General features: G+C 44.5%; 17 protein-coding genes and 1 riboswitch. Of the genes, 9 read left to right on the top strand and 8 right to left on the bottom strand.

Going from position 1 to position 22,935, the window contains the following annotated elements; all coding sequences use genetic code 11:
- The first annotated feature begins 133 nt into the window (after positions 1 to 133).
- Positions 134 to 1,768, top strand: a complete 1,635-nt coding sequence (locus F461_RS0104555; protein WP_026364615.1) for an L-serine ammonia-lyase, iron-sulfur-dependent, subunit alpha — start codon at positions 134 to 136, stop codon at positions 1,766 to 1,768.
- A 113-nt stretch (positions 1,769 to 1,881) separates the two neighbouring features.
- Here F461_RS0104555 and F461_RS0104550 read toward each other — a convergent pair whose 3' ends face one another.
- Positions 1,882 to 2,265: a DUF4345 domain-containing protein gene (locus tag F461_RS0104550; protein ID WP_019999976.1), complete on the bottom strand. Its 384-nt coding sequence runs from the start codon at positions 2,263 to 2,265 to the stop codon at positions 1,882 to 1,884.
- Positions 2,266 to 2,635: 370 nt separating this feature from the next.
- Here F461_RS0104550 and F461_RS0104545 point away from each other — a divergent pair, with 370 nt between their 5' ends.
- Positions 2,636 to 3,313, top strand: coding sequence for an HD-GYP domain-containing protein (locus F461_RS0104545; RefSeq protein WP_143154803.1), 678 nt, complete (start codon positions 2,636 to 2,638; stop codon positions 3,311 to 3,313).
- Positions 3,314 to 3,437: 124 nt separating this feature from the next.
- Here the strand turns inward: F461_RS0104545 and F461_RS0104540 are convergent, their stop codons facing one another.
- A complete protein-coding gene (locus tag F461_RS0104540; protein ID WP_019999974.1) occupies positions 3,438 to 4,193 on the bottom strand; it encodes a prepilin peptidase in 756 nt (251 codons plus the stop codon).
- Positions 4,194 to 4,411: 218 nt separating this feature from the next.
- Between F461_RS0104540 and F461_RS17075 the strand changes: the two genes are divergently transcribed.
- The 5 genes from F461_RS17075 (at position 4,412) to ptsP (ending at position 10,876) form a co-directional block, all read left to right on the top strand.
- Entirely contained in the window at positions 4,412 to 5,158 is a 747-nt protein-coding gene (locus F461_RS17075) for a sulfite exporter TauE/SafE family protein (protein ID WP_019999973.1), read from the top strand.
- Between the two features lie 349 nt (positions 5,159 to 5,507).
- Positions 5,508 to 6,389 (top strand): DMT family transporter, encoded by an 882-nt coding sequence (locus tag F461_RS0104530; protein ID WP_019999972.1) that lies wholly within the window; start codon positions 5,508 to 5,510, stop codon positions 6,387 to 6,389.
- A gap of 268 nt (positions 6,390 to 6,657) precedes the next feature.
- A complete protein-coding gene (gene dhaK / locus F461_RS0104525) occupies positions 6,658 to 7,737 on the top strand; it encodes a dihydroxyacetone kinase subunit DhaK (protein ID WP_019999971.1) in 1,080 nt (359 codons plus the stop codon).
- 18 nt (positions 7,738 to 7,755) lie between these two features.
- Positions 7,756 to 8,385 (top strand): dihydroxyacetone kinase subunit DhaL, encoded by a 630-nt coding sequence (dhaL, locus tag F461_RS0104520; protein WP_051089195.1) that lies wholly within the window; start codon positions 7,756 to 7,758, stop codon positions 8,383 to 8,385.
- 4 nt (positions 8,386 to 8,389) lie between these two features.
- The gene (ptsP, locus tag F461_RS0104515; protein ID WP_019999969.1) at positions 8,390 to 10,876 is read left to right on the top strand and encodes a phosphoenolpyruvate--protein phosphotransferase; all 2,487 of its coding nucleotides are present in this window, start codon (positions 8,390 to 8,392) and stop codon (positions 10,874 to 10,876) included.
- A 589-nt stretch (positions 10,877 to 11,465) separates the two neighbouring features.
- On the opposite strand, the gene F461_RS0104510 is transcribed toward ptsP, so the two are convergent.
- The 5 genes from F461_RS0104510 to F461_RS0104485 all read right to left on the bottom strand — a co-directional run bounded on the left by F461_RS0104510 (position 11,466) and on the right by F461_RS0104485 (position 18,463).
- On the bottom strand, positions 11,466 to 13,868 hold the full coding sequence (locus tag F461_RS0104510; RefSeq protein ID WP_019999968.1) for an acetate--CoA ligase family protein: 2,403 nt from the start codon (positions 13,866 to 13,868) through the stop codon (positions 11,466 to 11,468).
- A 488-nt stretch (positions 13,869 to 14,356) separates the two neighbouring features.
- Positions 14,357 to 14,803, bottom strand: coding sequence for an arsenate reductase ArsC (locus tag F461_RS0104505; RefSeq protein WP_019999967.1), 447 nt, complete (start codon positions 14,801 to 14,803; stop codon positions 14,357 to 14,359).
- Positions 14,804 to 14,811: 8 nt separating this feature from the next.
- Positions 14,812 to 15,189 (bottom strand): ArsR/SmtB family transcription factor, encoded by a 378-nt coding sequence (locus tag F461_RS0104500; protein ID WP_019999966.1) that lies wholly within the window; start codon positions 15,187 to 15,189, stop codon positions 14,812 to 14,814.
- Between the two features lie 578 nt (positions 15,190 to 15,767).
- The gene (locus F461_RS0104495; protein WP_019999964.1) at positions 15,768 to 16,631 is read right to left on the bottom strand and encodes a YitT family protein; all 864 of its coding nucleotides are present in this window, start codon (positions 16,629 to 16,631) and stop codon (positions 15,768 to 15,770) included.
- A gap of 695 nt (positions 16,632 to 17,326) precedes the next feature.
- Positions 17,327 to 18,463, bottom strand: a complete 1,137-nt coding sequence (locus F461_RS0104485) for a CpaE/TadZ family protein (RefSeq protein ID WP_019999962.1) — start codon at positions 18,461 to 18,463, stop codon at positions 17,327 to 17,329.
- A 692-nt stretch (positions 18,464 to 19,155) separates the two neighbouring features.
- Here F461_RS0104485 and F461_RS0104475 point away from each other — a divergent pair.
- Both F461_RS0104475 and F461_RS0104470 read left to right on the top strand, forming a co-directional pair.
- Positions 19,156 to 19,605 carry a cytochrome c family protein gene (locus tag F461_RS0104475; RefSeq protein WP_019999960.1) on the top strand — a complete coding sequence of 150 codons (450 nt, stop codon included), beginning with the start codon at positions 19,156 to 19,158 and terminating at the stop codon, positions 19,603 to 19,605.
- 9 nt (positions 19,606 to 19,614) lie between these two features.
- Positions 19,615 to 21,633 (top strand): methyl-accepting chemotaxis protein, encoded by a 2,019-nt coding sequence (locus tag F461_RS0104470; protein ID WP_019999959.1) that lies wholly within the window; start codon positions 19,615 to 19,617, stop codon positions 21,631 to 21,633.
- Positions 21,634 to 21,781: 148 nt separating this feature from the next.
- On the opposite strand, the gene F461_RS17065 is transcribed toward F461_RS0104470, so the two are convergent.
- Positions 21,782 to 22,180 carry a hypothetical protein gene (locus F461_RS17065; protein WP_019999958.1) on the bottom strand — a complete coding sequence of 133 codons (399 nt, stop codon included), beginning with the start codon at positions 22,178 to 22,180 and terminating at the stop codon, positions 21,782 to 21,784.
- Between the two features lie 499 nt (positions 22,181 to 22,679).
- Positions 22,680 to 22,776: riboswitch (glycine riboswitch) on the bottom strand.
- Positions 22,777 to 22,935 lie beyond the last annotated feature (159 nt).

The following is a 22,935-nucleotide window of genomic DNA, read 5'->3' as shown; positions in this document are numbered from 1 at the left end:
TTATGCGCGTACTCCTGATATAATGAAGTGTCTTAGTTTGGTTTAATCAACATATTTTCATATATTGCACTATATCTACCAAAATACTTTTGGAATTAATTACAGCTATTGTAACGCAACATAAGGAATGAGTATGTCAAAGCTACCATCGAGCATTTTTAACGAAGTCATTGGGCCAGTTATGACTGGCCCATCTAGTTCTCATACAGCAGCACCATCTCGTATCGGAAATCTTGCAAGGCAATTGGCAGGTGGTAAACTATCGCGTGTACGAGTGACTTTTGAAGCAAGTGGTTCTTTTTCCACGACATATAGAGGGCAGAAATCTGATCAAGGATTAGCAGCAGGGTTGATGGGAATGGTTCCCCAGGATCCCCGGTTGTCTAATGCGCTTGAACTGATAAAAAAGGCAGGAGTAGATCTTGTCTTTGAAATTAAAGAGTTTGAAGCAGAGCATCCTAACGTTATGTTACTGGATATTATGGATGAGTACGGAGTATCCGTCCTCGTAAAAGCGCTGTCCACAGGGGGCGGACGTATTGAATTGAATGGAATAAACGGCTGTCCCGTCTATATGGCGGGAGACTACCATGAGCTCGTTATTCTTCTTTCTGAGCGAGTTTCGTTATCACTAGAACAACTTTGCAGCAGAATCGAATTGTTTTTAACAAGAGCAACAGTTGAAGTTCATGGAAGTACCGTAAGTGATAATGGAGAAAAAAATGATGAGTGGCGTGGGGTGATCGTCATCCATCTGCGTCAGAAGCTTTCCTCGGCACAGCTGGAGTATGTGACAGGGCTTTGCGGTAATGCAGGAATACGGGAAGTAGCTCCTGTCATGCCGGTTCTTGCTTCTGCAACATGTAAGGTTCCATTTACCCGTGCAGAAAAATTGCTTGAGTGGTGTGCAGAGCATGATAATGCGCCTTTGTGGGAAGCGGCAGCCAAATACGAGGCGGCTCGTGGGAATGTAGATGAGGTCGAAGTACTTCATATGATGGAAGAGATTGCTCAGACAATGGAGACGGCTATCGCAACCGGTTTGACCGGTAGGTTTGCTATGAAAGGCTTTTTGAAACCTACTGCGGGCGAGTTACAGCATGCTGTTGATCAAGGGAAATTTATACCGACAGGCATGTTGGATATGGCTACTGTCATGGCCGTTGCAGTAATGGAGTTAAATTCTGCAATGGGATGTGTTGTCGCAGCGCCTACTGCGGGTTCTTGTGGCGTGCTGCCTGCGGCTGTTTTTAGTGCACTTGATGAGCTTGGTGTGCCTCAGGATTTTCGAATTGAATTTGCTGCAAAGGCGTTGCTATCGGCAGGGCTTATTGGGGTATTTATCAGTGAACAGTCAACTTTTGCCACTGAAGTTTGCGGTTGTCAGGCCGAATGCGGCTCTGCGGCTAGTATGGCAGCAGCGGCCTTGGTCAATATGGCTGGTGGCTCAGCACAGGCCGCTTGTGACGCAGCAGCCCTTGCTATGCAAAATTCTTTGGGGCTTACGTGTGACCCTGTAGCGGAACAGGTGGAAGTACCTTGTATTGGGCGTAACGTGGGTGCTGTAAGTAATGCAGTATCTTCGGCAAATTTAGCTATGCACGGATTTAAAGGAAACCTGCCGCTTGATGATGTCATCTGTGCCATGTGGGAAGTAGGAAATGCTTTACCGGAGACATTGCGATGCACTGGTAAGGGCGGCTTATGTATTACTCCTTCAGGTGTCAGGATAAAGGAAGAAGTCGATCGAATACGGTTTGCTTCATAAGATACAATTATATTAAGGCGGATTGCCGTAAAGAAAAGCCCGTTATTGCGATGCGATAACGGGCCTTTTTGTTGTTAGGGTAACATTGTGTTTCTGGGCTCTTAGAGTGGTTGTTACATAGTAAGAACAAGAAATAGCCCTGTGCAGCCCAAAAAGACTTCAAGTATCAGGTATAGTACCAGCCAAAGGTTTGCCTTACCGTCAACGCACCAACTCACAGTGCGTCCGAAGGCCAGACCAAACATAAATGTTGTAAGTGAACCAAGTGCTGCTTTTGCGCCTATAAAACCCCAAAATGCGAGCATCCAGTAAATGATGAAAGCAAGGTGGAGTCCCATAATGGAACGGGTAATATTTGCCAGATTTGTTGAGCGAACTTCAATATTATAGAGTTTTCTCATCGTAAATTTCGGGTAAAGTCCATAAGCAAGAGCAATAGGAAGTAACGCTATTGAACTTATGAGTAAAAGCATCTCAGCAGGAGTCATTTCCGCCATTTCCGCCTCCCGGTAATTGGAGATTTTTTGCTGTCCAACAGATTTGTTGCACTGTGAGCAGTTGAAAAGGGTTCCCATGTTTTTTTCATTGTGTCAGGCCGCGGCGTCTCTAGCATTTATTTAAAGTGACTTAGTGAAGGGAACCTAAGAACATCTTGACTGTGATAATGAATATCAATATCACAGTTGATAGTGTTGAAAGGTGAGGACAGGGGGGGATATTCTCCTGCAAAGGTAATGCAGGGCTCGAGATACATCTGTTGCTGTGGGATAAGATTGTCAGGATGTGTTTTTTAATTTGAATAGGCAGTAGATCATACTCTGTGTTTTTTTATTTTACGTCGTTTTTTCTCGGTGAGGTATGACAATTATGGACAGCTTTTGGGCCCCTCAGGGGGTTGCTCAGAAAAATGATGAACGGGTGCAGCGTGAAGTTCTCAGCTCACTTCATTTATTTGCGGAATCGCTGGGTAATGCCATAGATGCGAAAGATCATTGTACGTGTTTGCATTCTGAGGAAGTTGCCATCATTTCTCAGGCAATAGGAGTACAGCTTGGCCTTTCCCCGATGGAAACGCAGTTGCTTCATATTGCCGGTCACCTGCATGACATCGGTAAAATAGGTGTACCAGATTCAATTTTGAAAAAAGATAATGCGCTTACGGATGAAGAGTATTTGGAAATCAAGCGCCATCCACAGTTGGGAGCGGAGATAGTAACACCGGTTATGGGAGCAGTGGGCAATGGTGAAGTCGTAAAAATTATTTTGCACCATCATGAGCGTTATGATGGCAAGGGATATCCCGAGGGACTTTGTGGAAAGGATATCCCTTTAGGTGCGCGAATTATTGCCGTCGCAGACAGTCTTTCTGCAATGTTGCAAAATAGGCCATACCGGAATGCAATGGAGTATGAACAGGCCGTTGCAGAGATTGTCAGGAGCGCAGGGACACAGTTTGATCCTGTAGTTGTAGCAGCATTCCTGCAAATTCAGGATAGTATCAGCGAACTTCTTCAGTCTATCCGCTGTTTAGGTGTGGCTGTGTAATATTGGTGACTAGTTGTTCGGCAAAAGCAGCTTTGCAGGATCGTTGGTATGAATGAGAGAAGATGGTAAAAATAGCCGGTTATATAGCATGAATTGATAAGTAAGTTTTTTCATGAGTTCTTTTTTAGTGGAGAAAAAAGATTATTTGATCACCGTATAGGTAGGTAATGAGTGCTCCGAATGCGAGGAAAGGGCCGAAGGGGACATATGCTGTGGAGATATTTTTTTTTCCCCACATTGCAATGATACTGAAAATAAGCGCGCAGACGCTTGCAGCTAGAATGAAAATGGTAAGGTGTTCTACCCCAGTCAGAGCACCAAGCATCAGCATAAATTTAACGTCGCCAAGCCCCATGCCGTCAATTTTTCGAATCAGCTTGTAGACTGCGGCAACGGCCAACAAAGCAAATGCGCCGATAATCGCACCAAGCAAAGATTGTATGAAGTCAATCTGAAGTATCCCAGCATAGCTTGCTCCAAGTACGATTATTGCGCCGGAATATGTAAGGACATCCGGTAACAGAAAGGTTCGCAGGTCAATGGCGGATGCAACGATACATATGCCGCCGATAATCATAAGGGCTATCCACTCCAGCGGAGTTGTTGCGTTCCATGCAGCAAGTATTGCCCAGAGCATAGAGACAAGTTCAATCAATGGATAGAATAGTGGAATACGGGTGCGGCAATGGATGCAGTGCCCTTTCTGTATTATAAAGCTTAGGAGCGGTATGTTTTCAAGGACTGTAAGTTGATGGTTGCAGTGCGGACAGTACGAGCGTGCCGGGCTGGCGACAGTTTTTTCTGTCCCATAACGGCTGGCACAGACAGAGTAAAAGCTGCCAAGTATCAGCCCGAAGATTCCTGCAAAAAGAAGGTACATTTTAATTCCAGTAGGATGTAAGTTGTTTGAATATCGCCTGAAAAAGTTTACTAAGGCTATAATAAGTTCGTTGCAGTGTGTAAATGCAAAGGCAAGGTTTGGTCATAGGAGGCACTTATGACAGGCCTTTCAAATTAGTATTTAACATTTTCTCCGTTTTAGCCCACATTGCCCTTTGTCATTAACTGTTCAACAGGTGTTGGGCAACGGAGTATATAATGGAGCATCTACTTTTTGTAGTTTTGTGCTGGGGCGTTGGCGGGTTCATCAACGGTATTGCGGGGTTTGGTGCTGCGCTTATTGCTATGCCTCTTGTTACAACGATGGTTCCGCTGCGCCTTGCAGTGCCTAGTTGTACGATTCTCGGCGTTACTCTGTGTTTCCAAATGGCATGGACGTATCGACAACATATCGATTTTGAAAAATTAAAGCCTGTTTATATAGGGACAATACCCGGTGCCATTATTGGCATTACTATGATGCAGAAGTTCCCTGTGCATTACTTGAAATTAGGCATGGGAATTTTTCTATTTATCTATGCAGTATGGGGGTTGTTTTTTGAAGGCAAAAAACAAAAGGTCATACATAAGGGCTGGGGCGTTGTCGCTGGATTTTGTTCTACTGCAATCAGTTCGTCCATAGGAATGGGAGGGCCTCCAACTATTGTCTACACCTCTCTTGCGGGCTGGACGAAGGATGCCGTCAAAGCGGGCATCGCCAGTTACTTTATTGTTTCAGGCATTCTGGTTATTTTGTTACAGACGTATGCAGGGATTCAGACAAAGGAAACCGTAATGCTTTTTGCAGCTGCAGCACCAGCTGTCATGATCGGAGCCCGTTTGGGTGTGATGGTATCCACTAAAATTGGTGAATTTACGTACCGAAAGGTTCTTTTCGGAATGCTCGCCGTAATGTCGTGCGTGATTCTACGAAGCGCTGTCACGCAATTAATAGCCTTAGCGTAGTGTAACCAAGATACTCGTGTCGTTTTTTTATGAAAGACTCTATCTGTCCCGTGTTCTTGTAGGATGCGGGACTTTTTGCGCGGGGAATTTCAGTCTATAAGCGAAAGCCGCTTGAGATTTAAAGCTCGTCATAACAGCGCATGGATGTACCGAAATGAGTAAACAACATAGAAGGTGGTCGTTTACGACATATTACGTATCGTCTCTTATAGGGTTGAGTGCTATTTGCAGTAAATGAGGCAATGGTATTTTTTCTTGTTATTGTAACTAGCTGGCTACTTACGGCCGGTGTGTTGTGAAAGGCACCAATATTGCGATGCGTTTTTAACGTTCTTGGGAGAAAACAGAGATGATGGTGTACGGAAAGCTAATCCTAACCGCATTGTTGTGGGGAGGTACATTCGTCGCAGGTAGGCTGTTGTCGAATGGAATGGGAGCCTTTTCCGCTGCGTTTTTGCGTTTTTTGACAGCATCAGTCTGTATGATGTGGGTAATGCATAATCGCTCTGGCGGGTTGCCTAAGTTGGATAAAAAAGGATGGATAGGCGTTTGTCTGTTAGGGGCAACCGGTGTGTTTGCATATAACGCCTTCTTTTTTACAGGATTACAAACTGTCCCGGCAGGCAGAGCTGCAGTAATTATTTCTATGAACCCAATAGTCATCACGTTGTTGGCGGCATTACTGTTTGGTGAAAAGCTGACTCCACGTAAAGGGATTGGTATTTGTCTTTCAGTAACAGGAGCAACTATAGCTATTTCCCGTGGAGATCCTGTGTCACTCTTTACAGGCGGCCTGACCTCCGGTGACCTTACAATTTTTGGCTGTGTTGCAAGTTGGTCCGCGTATTCTTTATTAGGTAAAAGAATGATGGGCTTTTTAACTCCGCACGCAGCAATCACCTATTCCTGTATTACAGGTACGATAATGTTGTTACCGTTCGCCCTGTATGAAGGGTTGGTAACTGATTTTGCCGGTTACACTGTGACTCATTACCTATGTATCGCATACCTTGGAGTACTCGGCACCGTTATTGGATTTACATGGTTTTATGAAGCAATTCACGAGATCGGAGCATCGCGTGCCGCTGTATTTATTAATTTCGTGCCGGTAGCCGGGATTCTGTGCGGCTGGTTCTTTCTTGGTGAATCGTTGGCGCTGTCGTTGCTCGTAGGCGTGGCGCTCGTTGTCTCAGGTGTTTATTTAACGAACTCTGTGGCGAGAAAAGTGTAGCATGCAGATCTTTTAATAAAGGCTGTTTTGGGCTAGTCTGTCCGGTTAACTATCTTTCGTTGAAGTATAAAAGGGCTGTTCCATATCTGTGGGACAGCCCTTTTATTATTGCAGAATGAGAGGGTAACTATCGTGACGGGGGTGCAGCTTTTTCTCAGCTGAAGACATAAAAAGCATTACAGATAATCCACGATTTTGTGTGGCCTTCCGTGGTATGATTCGTGATTGCAATTTGAACTTTGTGAGTTTGAGAGTTCGGAGAGAGTAAATGAAAAAGTTAATTAACGAACCTGAAAACGTTGTGGATGAACAGTTGCTGGGGCTGGCTGCAGCGCATCCTGAATTATATTTGAACATGGAGCCACGGTACTTGTGCAGGAAGAATATTCCAGATGGGAAAGTGGCCATTGTCTCCGGTGGCGGGAGCGGGCATGACCCAATGCATTGTGGGTATGTCGGGTATGGCATGCTGGACGGAGCATGTCCCGGGGAAGTATTTACATCACCGACACCTGACCAGATTTATGCATGCGCGAAGAACGTACATCGAGGAGCGGGGGTGCTGTTTCTGGTTAAGAACTACACGGGCGACGTATTTAATTTTGAAACTGCTGCTGAACTGTGCATGGTCGAAGGAATACAGGTTCAGTGTGTTTTGATTGATGATGATGTGGCGGTAAAAGGGGGCGGAGGTACAGCAGGAAGACGCGGCGTCGGCGTTACAGTACTTGCAGAAAAAATTGTCGGGGCTGCAGCAGAAGCAGGGTATTCGCTGAAAGAATGTGCAGATTTGTGCCGTCGTGTGAATTTGAACGGGCGTTCTATGGGAGTTGCATTGAGTTCGTGCACTGTACCCATGGCAGGAGCGCCTACCTTTGTTCTGGGTGATGATGAAGTTGAGATAGGCATAGGTATCCATGGTGAGCCCGGAGTAGAGCGCATGTGCATGGCCCGTGTGGATGATCTTGTGGAGATTTTAGTCGAGCATATCTTTTCAGATCCTGTATATATCCGTGTTGTTCGAGAACTGAATACAGACACAGGGCAGTGGGAAGATGTGCAGCTTGTGAGCGAGCCATTTGGGGAGGGGGATGAATTTATTGCGTTGGTCAATGGTATGGGCGGAACTCCATTAGGTGAATTGTACAGCGTATACCGGAAACTGGCAGAACTGTGTGAGGAACGTGGCGTTCGTATCCGAAGAAATTTGGTTGGAACATATATCTCATCACTGGAAATGCAGGGGTGTTCTATAAGTTTACTGAGAGCAGATGCTGAAATGGTGAAATTATGGGATGCACCAGCTCTTACCTCTGCTCTGTGTGTCCCTGAGTGTGCCGTAAAATAGTAGCAGACGAGGATGGTAATGCTGACTAAAGCTACTGCTTTTGCATGGTTCAATAACGCAGCAACATTAATGACAGAGCACAAGCATGAGCTCCATTTGCTTGATGCTGCCATCGGGGATGGTGATCATGGTATTAATATGGATAGAGGCTTTAGTAAGCTTATCCATAACCTTCCTGAAATGGAGCACTTATGCTTAGGTGAAGTACTTAAGCAGACAGGTATGGTGCTACTTTCCAACATTGGCGGTGCAAGTGGGCCGCTGTACGGAGCCTTGTTTATTAAGGGCGCAGCAACTGTTGGAGATGCTGAAGCTCTTGATGCGTCTGCCTTGCTGACGTTTCTTGATGTAGGAGTAGCCGGGCTGGTTACTCGTGGCAGAACTGAAGAAGAAGATAAGACGATGTATGATGTGTGGGCTCCTGTATTGCGTAAGTATAAACAAAGCCTTGAAGCTGGGATGGGCATGGAACAAATTTTAGAGGAATGTGTTCATGCTGCGGAGTTAGGGATGAAGGCAACAATACCTATGCTGGCTCGAAAAGGGCGGGCAAGTTATTTAGGAGAGCGGAGTATAGGACATCAGGATCCCGGAGCAACTTCGTCGTACTATCTTGTTACCGCATTGTACGAGAGCATAAGAGAGTGAAATTATGGTTGGTATTGTCTTAGTTTCTCATAGTATTCGTTTAGCAGAAGGAATCAGGGAAATTGTTGGGCAGATGACGCAACATTCAGTACCGATGGCCGTGGCTGCTGGCACCAACGATGAAGAAAATCCTATTGGAACCGACCCTGTTAAAATTCTCAATGCTGTGAAGCAGGTTCAACAGGGGGATGGGGTTCTTGTGCTTATGGATTTTGGCAGTGCGATGCTTAGCACAGAGGCTGCTATCGATCTTTTGCCGGAGGTAGAAAGAAGGGATATTGTTTTAAGCCCTGCTCCGTTAGTGGAAGGAGCAATGGCTGCGGCTGTTCAAGTGTCCTTAGGCGCTGATATGGAAACAGTACTTGAAGAGTTGGCTTCAATTGTTCAATTCAAGGCCAAACAACTTGGGATAGAAAAAACGGAGTTTTTTGTAGCTATGCGTAATGTGGATACTCCTCCGTCGGGGAAAAAAAGTGAAGAGATTTCATTAGTAATCCCTAATAAGCTTGGGCTACATGCGCGCCCGGCAGCGCGTATAGTTGGAACTGTTGGCGGGTATGTTTCTGATGTGTGGTTAATTCGGGGGACGGAAAGTGCTAATGCCCGTTCGTTGAACCAGATAACAATGCTGGCAGTGTCACAGGGAGAAAGCATCATGTTCCGTGCGGTAGGAGAAGATGCTAAAGATGTGCTCACTGCTTTGCGGGCATTAGCTGATGTAAATTTTGGTGATGTAGACAAGCCTGATTTCACCTTGCGGAAAGAAAGTATACCGCAAGGTGGTATTGCGGCTTCTCCGGGAAGCGCGTTGGGGCCCGTTGTCTGGTATCATCCAATGCTGCCGAAAATTGAACGGAAAATAGTTTCGGATGCTGAAAATGAGATGGTACGTCTGGCAGAAGCCATCGCTATGGCCCGTATTGAACTGGCCGAGTTGGAACAGAAAACGTCCGGTAATGCAGCCACCGTGGAAGAGGCAGAATTTTTTGCATTGCATAGTATGTTATTGGATGATCCGTATATTACGTGTTCCGCGCACGATTTTATTACGAAGTCAAAGTATAATGCAGAGTCTGCGTGGGTGGAGACCATAGAAAAAACAATGGAGCGGTACCGCTCTCTGCAAAATGAATATGTGCGTGGCAGAGCTGTGGATGTTCTTGATGTTGGCACCCGGGTTCTTCGGGCTTTAACGGGGGAAGTGTTTAACGGGCCCAAGGTGGAAGAACCTGCTATTTTGGTGGCAACTGATCTCGGGGCTTCTGACATGGTCGATCTCGATAAGGAGAACGTGTTGGGGATTGTTACGCAGGAAGGTGGTGCAACCTCACACGTAGCGATTTTTTCCCGAGCCTTGAAAATTCCTGCTGTTGCCGGAGCGAATGGGCTTGTTGATTCTCTTCAAGATGGTGACATTATAGGTATTAATGGCTCAACTGGTGAAGTTTGGACTTCTCCGAGTTCAAGAGAACAGGAAAAGCTGGCCTTACTGCGTTCCCAGTGGGACACGCATTTGCAGGAAGTACGACAAAAAGCTGTTGAGCCTGCGGTAACACGTGACGGTAAAAGTATCCGTGTAGATGTAAATGTAAAATCCGTAAGTGAAATTAAAGCGGCTCTTGATGCGGGTGCAGACGGTATTGGTATTTTAAGTACAGAGTATCTGTACTTAAACAGGGATAGTGCACCGTCAGAGGAAGAACAGTATCAAGAGTACATGAAAGCAGCAGCCATGATGAAAGGGGATCCACTGGTCATTTCTACTGCGGATTTAGGTGGTGAGAATGCACTGCCGTATCTGGATAAGAATCCAACAGAGCGTAATGTTGGTTTTGACAGGCGAGGTGTGCGTTACAGCCTTGCCCACAGGGATATGTTCTTACAGCAAATCAAAGCTCTCCTTCGAACCGCAGCAGAATTCCCGATAAAGGTGTTGGTTCCAATGGTTTCACACCTTACAGAGTTGCGCGAAGTATATGCCGTCATCAATGAAGCGCGTGTCATGTTGAAAAAAGATTCTATCCCCTGCTCAGTCAATGTTGATCTGGGTATTGTTATTGAAGTTCCTGCGTCTGTATTTCTTGCAGATCAGTTGGCGCGTGAAGCAGATTTCTTTGTATTGGGCGGTGATGATCTTGCGCGGTATGTAATGGTGTATGACGCGAAAAACTCTGTATTGGGTACAGAGTTTACGCAGTTGCATCCTGCAATTTTAAGGATAATGCGTGATATAATCCGTCTGGCGCACGATGCGGGTATCCCTGTGAGCGTGGGCGGGGGGATAACCAGTAATTTGCAGGCCGTATTTGTCCTTGTGGGACTGGGGATCGATTCGCTCGCAGTATCCGCTACTTCGCTTGAACAGACAAAAAATCTGATCCGCTCGATAGTGGTGAGTGAAGCAAAAGAGGTTGCTATGGAGGCAATGGAGTTGCCGGACGCCAGCAGTGTAAAGACTCTTATCTCTATGCATTGCTGTATGTCATATTAAGCGGGATGCGTTGTTCTGTTGCAATGTATTCTCTATTAAATGAAACGTTGAAAAGGTCTATGACTGAATATCCATAGTCTACCGACTGCAAAATAGAAAAAACCCACTTGCTGCCAGGTGGGTTTTTCTGTCTTGTTTGTCTTCAAAATGCGTGGGGTAAGTCTCGGATTTTTTTAGGGATGAATTATACTTAATTTAAAAGAATTCATCTCTGGGAGGTACCATCGCCGGGTTAGTGCGACTGTGACCGAAACAACGCTAAGACATTCACTGGAGTTATCTTTCACGGCTTGGGATTTATCTCCAGAAAAAATGACTCGGCCATTGTTTGACACCAAATTGTTGCTGTAAAGACACTTGGTTATTGATTGAGTGATCAATATGTTGTTTGAAAGTCAAAATATATTTAATGTGTTGCGATAAATAATTTTTTTGTAATGGGCTGTGTTGCTGAATAGTAACGATATGCTGGAACGTGCTGTTCTTGTGAATAAACATTTTTGGAGAGGCCAGAGAAGCCTTTTTCAAAAAGGTTCTCTGGCCGCCGGAGGCAAAACACGCAAAGAAGCGCCCCTGAGAATGAAACGCATTAAAAATGTTCGTTGGTAGCTCTGATTTCTTCAACGCGGAGTCGTGCTTCAGAGTACAATGCGAGCGCGGTTACGGCTCGGTCACAGACAGGAAAGACGGGAACGTTGTTCTGTAAGAAATGATCACGTAGCGGATCATAGAGCCTGCCGCCATCAATGACGCCGATGATCGGCTTGGATGATTTTTTTGCGACATCTACAAGCAGATTGGCAATAGAGTGGACATCGTCCATGGAAAAAGCTGGCCTTGTCGGTTCTGCAAGAGTGTGCATTGCAGGGGAAAGCGGGTCGAGTCCGACAATTACGGAATCAACAGCAGTATCTTTTTCGAGAGTTTTTACTGCATCTGCGTGAAGAGCGTCGGTTGCACTTGGTGTGAGGTCTAGCGGGTTCTGGATTGTTACCAGAGATTGCAGACGGTTTGCCTCGAGCATTGCGGCAATGGTTTGTTTTGTGTCAGAGCCGAATTGTGCCAAGTCCATCTGGAAGTCGTCGCAATGGATAGAATCAGCCATGCCTACCGCTTCAAATCCCGCGCCGCTAACAGCTGCAAGGCGGTTGCCCGCAATAGTTTTGTCATGGAGCATTTCTGCAAGCATGAAGAGATCCTGAAATTCCTGAAAGTTTCGCGCAACAAGAGCACCAGCCTGACGCACACAGCTTTCGCATACCATGTAATCACCGGCAAGCGATGCTGTATGGCCGCTTGTGGCGGATTTGCCTTCCGGAGTGCGACCTGCTTTGTAGAAGATAACTTCTTTCCCGTTATGAATAGCCTCGCGGACCGCTTTACAAAATTCGAGGCCGTCTAAATCGCTGAAGCCTTCTGCGTATACGGCAATTACATCCACTTGTTCAGCATCTTTGAAATAACGAACCATGTCTCCAAGGGTGAGGTCTGTCTGGTTGCCCATGGAGATCATATAGCTAGGGTGCAGCTCAGGGCTCTGGCTGCAACGGTGCAGCATAAAGGCACCGCTTTGGCTGATAAGTGCTGCCCGGTGTGGGGTTGCAGACCGGTTTTTCGGAAGTTTTTCTTCTGGAATGAACCATGTGTCGTAGGAACCGGGGTGTGAAACTACCCCCATGCAGTTGGCACCGAGGAATACAGGGCCTCCGTCTCCTTTGGCATGGGTGGCGTTAATGTGGGCAATGAGTTCAGCTGCTTCTTTTTGGCTGCTTTCAGTTTCACCCATGCCGCCTGGAATAAGCATGACGCTCTGGGCAGCATCAAGACTTACAAGTTCATCTACAAGCTGCGGCACCTGTGCTGCAGAAACGGCAACAACGAACAGGTCAAGCTTGTGGTCTAGGCTGGCAAGGTTTGGAACGCAGCGCACACCGTTAATTTCGTCAATACCGTCTCTAATGAGGGTCACATTTTTCTTGGAAAAACCTTCAGCAAGAATGTTCTCTAAGATGATTCGGCCGAAGTTGCGGCGGGTTGCGGAAACTCCGATGATACCGATGCGTTCAGGGTGCAGCAGGTTGTTAATCTTTTTGATCGGACGAGGGTTAGCCAGTTTCTGGGCCTTTCCGAAACGGCACATACCATCCAGCGGAACCATAAGGTAGTCTGTGAACGCAAAGGGGTTGATTTCAAGCTCTTCAATAATAAAAGGTGCGTTGTTGTTGGATGTTGAGTAGTAACGTCCCATTTCAATGAAAGAGCTAAAACATTCGATGAGTTGTTCATCCGTGACAATACGGCGTTGTCCTCGGGTGAGTCCGGCAAGTTTTCGATATGAAATAGTTTTACGGAACAGTGCGAAGAATGATTCACCGTCAACAAGGTCTGTGGATGCAGCTACAATTGCCTGCCCCTTGCGGAAGCGTTCGGCGTATAGCTCGGTATCAGTTCCACCGAGACCTGCGCTGATAACCATGCCGAACTCACGGGTATGACGCAGACCTACAATGAGTTCGTTGCCGAATGCGCTGGAATCCGGCGGCATAAATTGTACTTGCAGCACCCCTTTTAAGTCACGGCTGATAGCTTTGATCAGCGCTTCACCTTTCAGGCCTCTGTAAGACTCTGGTGCGTGGGCAGGATGACGTTCTATGTACGCAGCGTAGTTTTCCGGAACTTCATACTGCATACCGCGAACCGCAGAGCGGATTTTAGATGGTTGCTTTTCTACAATACGGACTCCACCTACTTCTGTTTTATGAATAATAGTAGGGGATACAATTTTGAGTACAGCTTTTTCACCCGGAATAGCCATAAGCTCTTCGTCTGAAAATCGCGCACCTCGGGGCAAAAGGTTTGCAATTGGTGGTGTTTCTGCGCCGGAGTTTGCTAAGAGATTGTACACTTCGTATTCATACAGAAAGTCTCTATTTTCTGTGTCAGCAGCACTAAATAACTGAGTAATCTTTTCAAAATCTATCAATGTGTTCATAGCCGTCTCTCTTGAAAAAAATCTGTAAGAAAATAACTGTACGAACTTTTGACGTTTTTGTCTTCGGTGTCTTTTCTTTTTCGACTATGTGGAAAAAAGGGGGGGCTATAGCGGGAAAATATGCATATTCCGCTTGCTGCAAAAAAGAATTGAAAGATTCAGGCTGAATGTATGTTGGTTAAGATGCGCGGGGGGCTTGTAATCAAGAACGTACGTTTTAGAGACTGGAAGTTTTATGAAGGAAAAAGATAATCGGGACAGGGAGAGAGAGGCTTCCTGTCCCGATCAGATGTCTTGTTGCATGGAATTGCTGGACCATGCTGCAAGACGTAGAATAGAGTTGCCGTCGCCATAATTGCCAATGGCTGACAGGAAGTAGTATATGTTTGTTATGTGACAGTTGTGTTACAAAGTACGAGTCTCAAACAAAAAAAGACAACAATCTGAAATTGAAGTCTTTTTTTATGAATAATATTTTGAAGGCGGTGTTACATGCCTAGAGATTCTGGAAGTGTAACAACATATGCTTTAATTTGGTCACGGACTTTTCGATAGCAGTTAAGCTGTTCTTCTTCAGGGGCACCTTGTGCTGCAAGTTCTTTTGCCTGTGCCGGAGGGTCGGGGAAGCCAACATGAACAACTTTGGCTTTCCCTGGAAAGTATGGACATGTTTCATGTGCATGACCACAGACGGTAATAACTACATCAAAGTTTATTGTGTTGAGTTCACTAAGCAGTTTTGATGAATGTGAAGAAATATCTACACCGGCTTCTTTCATGACCGCAACAGCATTCGGGTTGAGACCGTGCGTTTCAATACCGGCTGAATATGCATTGAGAACATCACTTTTGAGGTGTTTTGCCCAACCTTCTGCCATTTGGCTGCGGCATGAGTTGCCTGTGCATAAAAATAAAATATTTATTTTAGCGCTCATAGTTTTTCCTAGTTAGAACAGCAGGAATCATTACGCTGTTTCCGGCAAATTTCTTCAGGGTCGCAGGAAAGAATAGTGCGTAGCTGCTCACGGTCTTGCTGTAATTCTTTAGAGGTGATTGCTTTTTCATGAATCCAGTCTAGAAGTTGTTGGGAATATTCAATCCCTTTCCCAAGGCGGTAAAAGACCCAACGTCCTTCTTTTCTAAATTGCACAAGCTCTGCGTTATGCAAGATGCCTAAATGACGTGAAACAGTAGCGCCGGCTATCCCCAACAGTTCTGTAAGTTGACAGGCACATAGTTCGTTGTGTTCCATTAATGCGGCAATTATACGAATTCTGTTTTGATCGGATAGTGCTTTCAGTGTTTGAGTAATTTTTTGCATGATCATCCTAGGCAGGTTGCAATAGTATACGCTGCTATCTTGTCAGTTTTGTTACGTGCTGTGCCGGAATAAAATAAAGGGTTGATAATTATCGTGTGCTGTCTTTTTTTTTAGAATTCAAAAGATAATATGCTGATAATGTTGCTAAAAATTGAAAATTTTTTTGTGAAAGATTTATATGTAATATTTAGTCGGGTAGCTAACTTGTTTTTTTAACTAAGCTGTCAATATTCGTTTGGGAAAACATCATGTGCAGTTGTATTATGTCAGACAGTGAATTGTTATTTCACACGCAGTATGTTGTGCTCAACTGTGTAATTTCCCTTTGCCTTGACGGCGCATCCTGTTGTTGTGCTGACAAGTAGTATGCTAAGTATCACTGTATAGATATATAGTTTGGGCATAATCTCTCCAATATTTGAATTCGTAGCACAGCATCAGATGATTGGGAATCCGTCAAGCGGTCGCAGGTGAGTTTGATGTGTTGCATAAATAAAAAAAACCCTCATCAGAGCACACAAATTTTCGTGTACCCAGTGAGGGGTTGTTTTTTGAGGAGAAACCTTGCTGGAGGGCTACTAGTACATTTTACGCGGGGTAAAGTTAGAACCGACAACAGAAAATGTGTTTTCAACAATGAAGATCGCATTCGGATCAGTATCAAATACAATTGATTCAAGCTGTTTCATGCGGATGTTATCTGTAACACAGAACAGCATACTTACTGCTTTACCAGAGTAGGAGCCTGTGCCCCATACCAGTGTGCCGTTAAGGCGACGAGCTTGCCGCATTTGTTCAATAATTTGCTCATTTTTATAGGAGATTATGCGCACACCCTTTTTTTGGTTGAACATGGACAGCGCGTACTCAGTAACCAATGAACTGAGAAAAAGCATAATAACTGTAGTTACAACGAGATCAGGGTTAAAGCGAACGGCAATCAGGCTCATGAGAACGGCATTGATAATGAAGTAAAACACCCCGATACGCAGGCCATATTTTTTGTTCAGGATAACTGCAAGAACATCAAAACCCCCACCGGCACCGAAGGAACGCAGAATGATGCCGCTACCAAGCCCCATAATTACACCTGCAGCAATGGACGCAAGCAGCCTGTCCTGAATGTGAAGATCCAGTGTAAAATATTGTGTAAGGAACGTTATCAGCAGCATGCAATACAAGTTCAACAAAAAGAATCTCTTGCCAACACTGCGCCATGCGATGACGAAGATTGGAATGTTAAACATGAGATACCATTGGGACGTTGTAAATGTATCGCTAAGGTAACTTCCGAGAACAGCAAATCCATACAGCCCCGCAGGAATAAAATCGTGATGTATGGCAATGCCGTTATATCCAATTATAAAAATAATTGCGCCAAAGGTGAGAAGGAAAATGTTCCACGAAAGGGAGTAGGCAAGAGCATGACGGTTAAACTGCATTGTGCTTTCCTTTAGTTTTACAGCTTAGATTGTGCTCCGGTATGGCCGGTTTCAGAGTATTCTGTGCGCTCAATAACGTTTTGCCCATACAAGACCATGTTCACAGCGTGAAATGGCGTAGCAGGCATTGATAGATCCATAAAAAAAGGCTCGAGAACGTATGTTCCGAGCCTTTGTAATAACAGAAAACGTCGCAGCTTATCGTTGCTGCGAATAGCTATGCGTAGTCCAAGACTCATGAAATACGCACGCAAAAAGACCTTCCAGACTGGAAAGTGTAATTTGTTTATTCGTAAACTGCGTATTCTGCATACAAAAGCCTTGGTTAAAAACTATAAAAAGAAGTAGCAGTAATATTGCTACCCGCGTCTGAACTCGGGCTAAATATCTGATACTGTGCTCAGCGTCCAGAGGAAAAAAGCTTTTTTTTGATAAATATTTTTTTCACAAAGAAGTTGCTTTGGTTAGAGGGGGATATAGGCAAATTGAACGTATTATTTTTTGCTGAAGAATATAAAAAAAGTCCGAAAAGCGTGCTTTTTCTATTTTTGCTCCGGATTTTATGAAATCCACGATGGAAATAAGGTGCAGCGTGGTCGATGCATAGTATAGAACTCTGCGTTGTACCTATTAAGTTTTAGGGATGAATTTGCAATGTTGTCCTTTTCTTAATCATAATATTTGATTCAGGATAGCTAAGATTCGCTTTCTTTATTTTCCTCTGGACATTCGTGTTGCTGCAGTAAGGCGGCAAGTTCTTTAAGGCTGACCGTGAGTGGAGCATCTGGGAATAAAAGGCAATAAGGTGTTCCGTCGTTAATCGCGATGAACGTTCCCTTCTGATCTTCCGGTAGACAGGTGATACAATCAACACCAGCGGTTTTTTCTATTTCAAATTTTGACAGTGTGTTGCCGGCAATACATCCGGTGAGAACAAGCGAGAGTTTGCAGAAGTTCTCAAATCCACCTGCTGAAATTGTTTCAACAAACCGCTTTGCGCTTCTCATGCAGGGTTTTGTAGGCATGGTAATAAGCAAGCTGTCATCAGCCATTTCCATTACTCTGTAGAGTCCTGCATCAACACGGCTGCCCATATCAATAACAATTGTTTCAAATGCGTCTGCTGCAGCCATAAGCGTTGCAGATACTGTTTCAGGAACAACTGTCCCTGCTCCCATAGTTATTTCAGGCGCAACCAGTGCGAGAATGCCGCTGCTGTGATGATACATGGCACTTTTAATAAATGATGCATTCATTTGGCTTAAATCTCTCACCGCATGGCGTCTGTCACGTTTGGACGGTGTATTTAGGAATGTGGCGACATCGCCGTAAGGTCTTGAAAAGTCGAATAAACCAACCCGTTTCCCTTCTTGTGCAAAACAAGCGGCAAGGTTTACAGCTACTGAGGTTGTACCAGAACCTCCACGTGCGCCCATAACGGAAATTACTTTTGGGCGAGATGCTTTGCTTGGGTCAACTAAGCGGGTTGCCATGTAGTCTTGCAATGCCCGTTCTAAAATTAATTTGCTTTGAGGATAACTAAAGAAATCCCGTGCACCTGCTACTAATGCATCGTGTTTATCAGCGGTTGTGTACTGTGATGCACTGACATACACCGCGCCATAGTTGTGTTTTTTAGCCTCAACTATGCGCTCTGTAATTTCTTTAGAATATGTTGTGCAGCCTATGATAAGAACTTCAGGCTTGATAATCTCAAGCGTATTTACAAGATGCGTGAATGAGATTTCACAAAGCATAGTATGTAACGTGCCTGCAATCGCCGGATCACATGCTTCAAGTTTTATATATAGTGCTTCTTCAATTGTAGGCATAAATTCCTCCGCTTACTTCTGTAGGGAAAAACGAAGTATACTGTTTACAACATGGAATTGTAATCATTTTTCGATGTTTTGCTCTTCAGTAAATGTCTTTTCTGCATTTGGAATATCTTTGTGAGTTGTATCGTTCAGAATTCGCCATGTACCTATTGCAAAAGTAATACAAAGTATAATGAACAAAACATTTCGTAATGAACGAAAATGGGAAGCTTTTGGATCTTGAACCATTTCTAATCCCCAAAATAAAATGAATAATATATTACTGTAAGACGGTATGGGTGAGTGTGTTGGTAATGCTACTGGCAGTGTAATATGTGAGCATGGCAAGAACATATGATATTGGAACTGTATATTTTTATTGGATAGATGCATTTTAGATTTTTATCGGTGCTTAAATATGAGTGACTTTGTGCTTAGCTAGAGAGTTTGGAGTGCTAAATAAGTTGATTTTTTTAGTTTTATTTAATAAAAAAAGGATGTTGAGTGTGTTTGATTGTGTTGATCGCTCAATCAGTATTATTTAATCGTTTGTCCTATGGTTTAAAAAAATTAAAGAGTGATGAATAGAAACCGATGGAGGATATAGAGTTTCCTTATAAAAAGGAGTACGTGGGTGGTAGTCGTGAAGAGTGTTCGTGCAAGCGTAGGGAAGTGTGCGAATGTTCTTCCAAAAAGGGAGAAAAGATATGCAAAACCAGAGAGTCCTTTTTGTTGCTCTCATATTGGTTCTGTGCGTGCCATGTTTTGCGTTCGCAGCTAAATATGTGGGGTCAGCTGCCTGCGGGGAATGTCATGAAGCAGAACATGGTCGTTTTATGCAATATTCTAAGAAAGCCACATCGTGGGAGAGTATTGCGGTAATGGCGCCTAAACTTACAAAGGCGGAGCAACAAGAATGCTACGAATGCCATACTACTGGATATAAAAAGGGGGGGTTTGTTAGCTACGAAGTGACTCCGGAACTATCAGATGTTGGGTGTGAGACATGTCATGGACCTGGTGCGGCACATGCTGAAGACGGTGATCCTGATTTGATCAAGCGTAAACCAGATCAAGAAGACTGCGTGGTGTGTCATAATGCAGCACGAGTTAATGATTTTGGGTTTAAGCCGCTTGTAAACAGCGGTGCACACTAGGAGGACATAATGGCGATACGGGCTTCTTTAGGTGCTAAGATAACACTCTTAATCACCATCATTTCGTTTGTTGTGTTCTCTATACTTATCGGAACTTCAACATTTCTTCAGCGTGAGGGGATGTTGGAGCAATTAAGTGATTCACTGACACAGACTTCACAACTGGTACAGGAAGCGATTGAGCGCCCGATGGTTGTCGGCAATGATGAAGGAACGACTGCAGAATTCAGTCGCCTGCGGGATGAATATCCTGACATGAAGATTCATCTTGCAGATTACGCAGGCGAAGTAACGTATTCAACCCAGCAAATTAATGTTGCTAAACAGATAGCCGGGGTACTGCCTATTGATGGCTTTGCGGATGTTTCTAAACGGGCACTGCAAGAAAAGATAACAGAAAACTTGATTATAAGCGGTGGTAGTACCCCCGTTTTTGTCAGGGTCATTTCAATTCCTAACGCGCCTTCCTGTAAGCACTGTCACGGTGCTTCCAAGCCAATTCTCGGGCAATTGGTTATTACCAAAGACATATCAGGAACCATGAGTACTATTACCATGCAGATGTACGAGAACATCGCGATTTCTCTTACCGGGCTGATTGTACTCGTGCTGTGTGTTGTGTTCTTTATTCGCAAAGTCGTTATTAAGCCAATTGAGCATATTACTGCTGCATCTGACGCCATTTCAAATGGCGACTTCAATGCACAATTTTTGGTGGAAAGCGAAGATGAGCTCGGGAATTTATCTAACAACCTTGGGGGAATGGTTGAAAAACTTAAAGTCGAGCTTGGTTTTTCAAAAGGGGTCCTGCGTGGCATGACAGCACCAATTTTGATTTGTGATGTCGACCGAAACGTTACATCTACCAATCAGAAAGCCATTGATCTTATGGGGATTTCAGGAACACCTATTGATTATAAAGGTGTTCCGGTTTCTAAGTTTATCGTTAACGACCCTTGCTGTGATCGTATTATTAATGATGTAATTACGTCGTGTAAGCCTTCCACTGGTAATGAAGGTGATCTTGAAAACTTTGTGGGTGAACAGCTAACTCTTATTTTTGATGCTGCTCCTATCTATGACTTAGATGGAAAAATGCTTGGTGTCTTTGTGATGATAACAGATATGACAACCATGCGCAGGCAACAACGTAGGGTGGAAGAACAGAATCAGAAAATTACCCATGCAGCGAAGTCTGCTCAGGATATCTCAGAGCAGGTATCGTCTGCATCTGAGGAACTTGCCGCGCAGATTCGTCAATCCAGTAATGGTGCTGACGAGCAACAGAAACTAACAGGAGAATCTGCAAGCGCAATGACGCAAATGAATGCGTCTGTTCTTGAGGTTGCCCGTAATGCTTCTGATGCTGCGGAACTTGCTGCACAAACGCAGGAAAAGGCCGCAGAAGGTGGGCAGATTGTTGCTCAGGCTGTGGATAAAATTCATGCTGTTGCAGAGCAGGCACAGGCTTTGAAAGAAGAAATGAGTGTGCTTGGTTCCCGCGCTGATGGAATTGGTCAGATTATTACCGTAATTGAAGATATTGCAGACCAGACTAACTTACTTGCATTGAATGCGGCTATTGAAGCTGCGCGTGCTGGTGATGCTGGTCGAGGTTTTGCTGTGGTGGCAGATGAAGTGCGCAAACTTGCAGAAAAAACAATGAATGCTACTCGCCAAGTTGTTGAATATGTAGGTGCAATTCAAACCAGCACACACCAGAACGTTGAAGCAACTGAAAAGGCTGTTGAACTTGTAGGGGATTCTACGGAACTGGCTGCCCGCTCAGGTGAAGCATTGAAGTCAATTATGGGAATGGTAGAAGCAACTTCGGATCAGGTTCGTGCTATTGCCACTGCTTCTGAAGAGCAGTCAGCGGCAAGTGAACAGATCAACAGTTCTGTAACTGTTATCAGTGATATCTCTGAACAGACAGCTGCCGCTATGACGGAATCGACGGTTGCCGTTGAGGCTGTGGCACAGCTTGCGTTGGATTTGAATGGTATTATTGAGAATATGCGTTCTTAACTTGAAGGATAATTGCATTCTGCCGCACGTCGTAGTCTTCTGCTTTTTACTGGAAGGCAAGGTGATGGCGCCGGTCATTGTGCTTAGCAGGTTGCATAGATGAAATAAAAAAGGATGGAGCATGCTCCATCCTTTTTTTATTGTAAAATTAAAGTGCCTTTGAGGTGAAAGGCTTAACAGTCGGTTGCTTGTAGGAAGTGCTACCTTTCTGGTTGTTGAGTATTGTCTGAAATGCATTATCACGCTTGGCAGCTCTGTTGATGAATTCATCAGCTATTTTTGTAGGTCCGTTGCATTCGTTAACAAGGTAGTGCTGTAGATGCTCTGCTTCAGAAAAGCTCAGGGCTCCGTACAGCGTACGTCTGTTAGGGTAGTTGATATGGAATGTGGAGGACAGGATGAATTTTCCGATTGAGGTTTTGTACAGTTTCAGTTCCCACCAATTTGGAGTTACGCCCATTACTTCTCTGTCATCAAGGCTCACAAGTAACTCACCAGTAAATACTAGGTTTTCTTTGCCATTTCTTTTTAAGGAAACTGTCTGCATAGTAAGCTCCTGTGAAGATAAAACTTCTTATATTTAAAGTACTGGTAACGGCAGAAAAAAACGATAAAAACAAAACACTATTAATAGCTTCACCTAATGTCATAAAAAAAAGAGGACTATGAAAGTGTAGTGCTTTTTTTATGCAGGTGTAGCAATGATAATGTTTACACTGCCGTAACATACTAAATAGAAAAGAAGGTCGTATGGCGGGAAAACAAAGACTCGATAAAGGGAAAACGCGGGTGTTATAAAATGCAGATGCGCCGGAACTAAAAAGCTCCGGCGCATCGCAACCACAACAACAAACCAGTCAGGAGGGGAATCTATATTCCCCTATATATGTATCGCACCTAGGCGATTACAAACGTAATTAAATGCTCCCAGTTTGCTGGCTGTCAAAGCGTGAACGCAAAAAAACAGCCCCGCTAAGCGGTGCCTAAATGGAAACGGTGTGACTGAAAAGTGGGACAGAGGACGGCAAAACGCAATATTGGTTTTATGGGTCCACTCTGTCCTTTTACCTGAGAGTTTCACTGCACTGGGAAAGCAGTTTGCTCCTTCGGTGCTCCTTGCGGAGTCTCTCCAGAGGCTCGTCCGAGCAGCAGTCCTTTTGCCTGAAAGAGTTACATCTTCGGCGCCGTTCCTTTTTTGGGGAAAAAAGGGGGTCTCTCCTGCTGTCTTCAACCGAGGTCCATATGTTGAGGCAGACTCTTATTTATCGTGGGCAAATATAAAACGCAACAGAAAATGCGTCA

It is taken from the genome of Halodesulfovibrio aestuarii DSM 17919 = ATCC 29578, assembly GCF_000384815.1.
GTDB classification, from domain to species: Bacteria; Desulfobacterota; Desulfovibrionia; order Desulfovibrionales; family Desulfovibrionaceae; genus Halodesulfovibrio; species Halodesulfovibrio aestuarii.
Note: the sequence above shows the minus strand (reverse complement) of the source record. Positions and strands in the feature narration are given on the sequence as shown.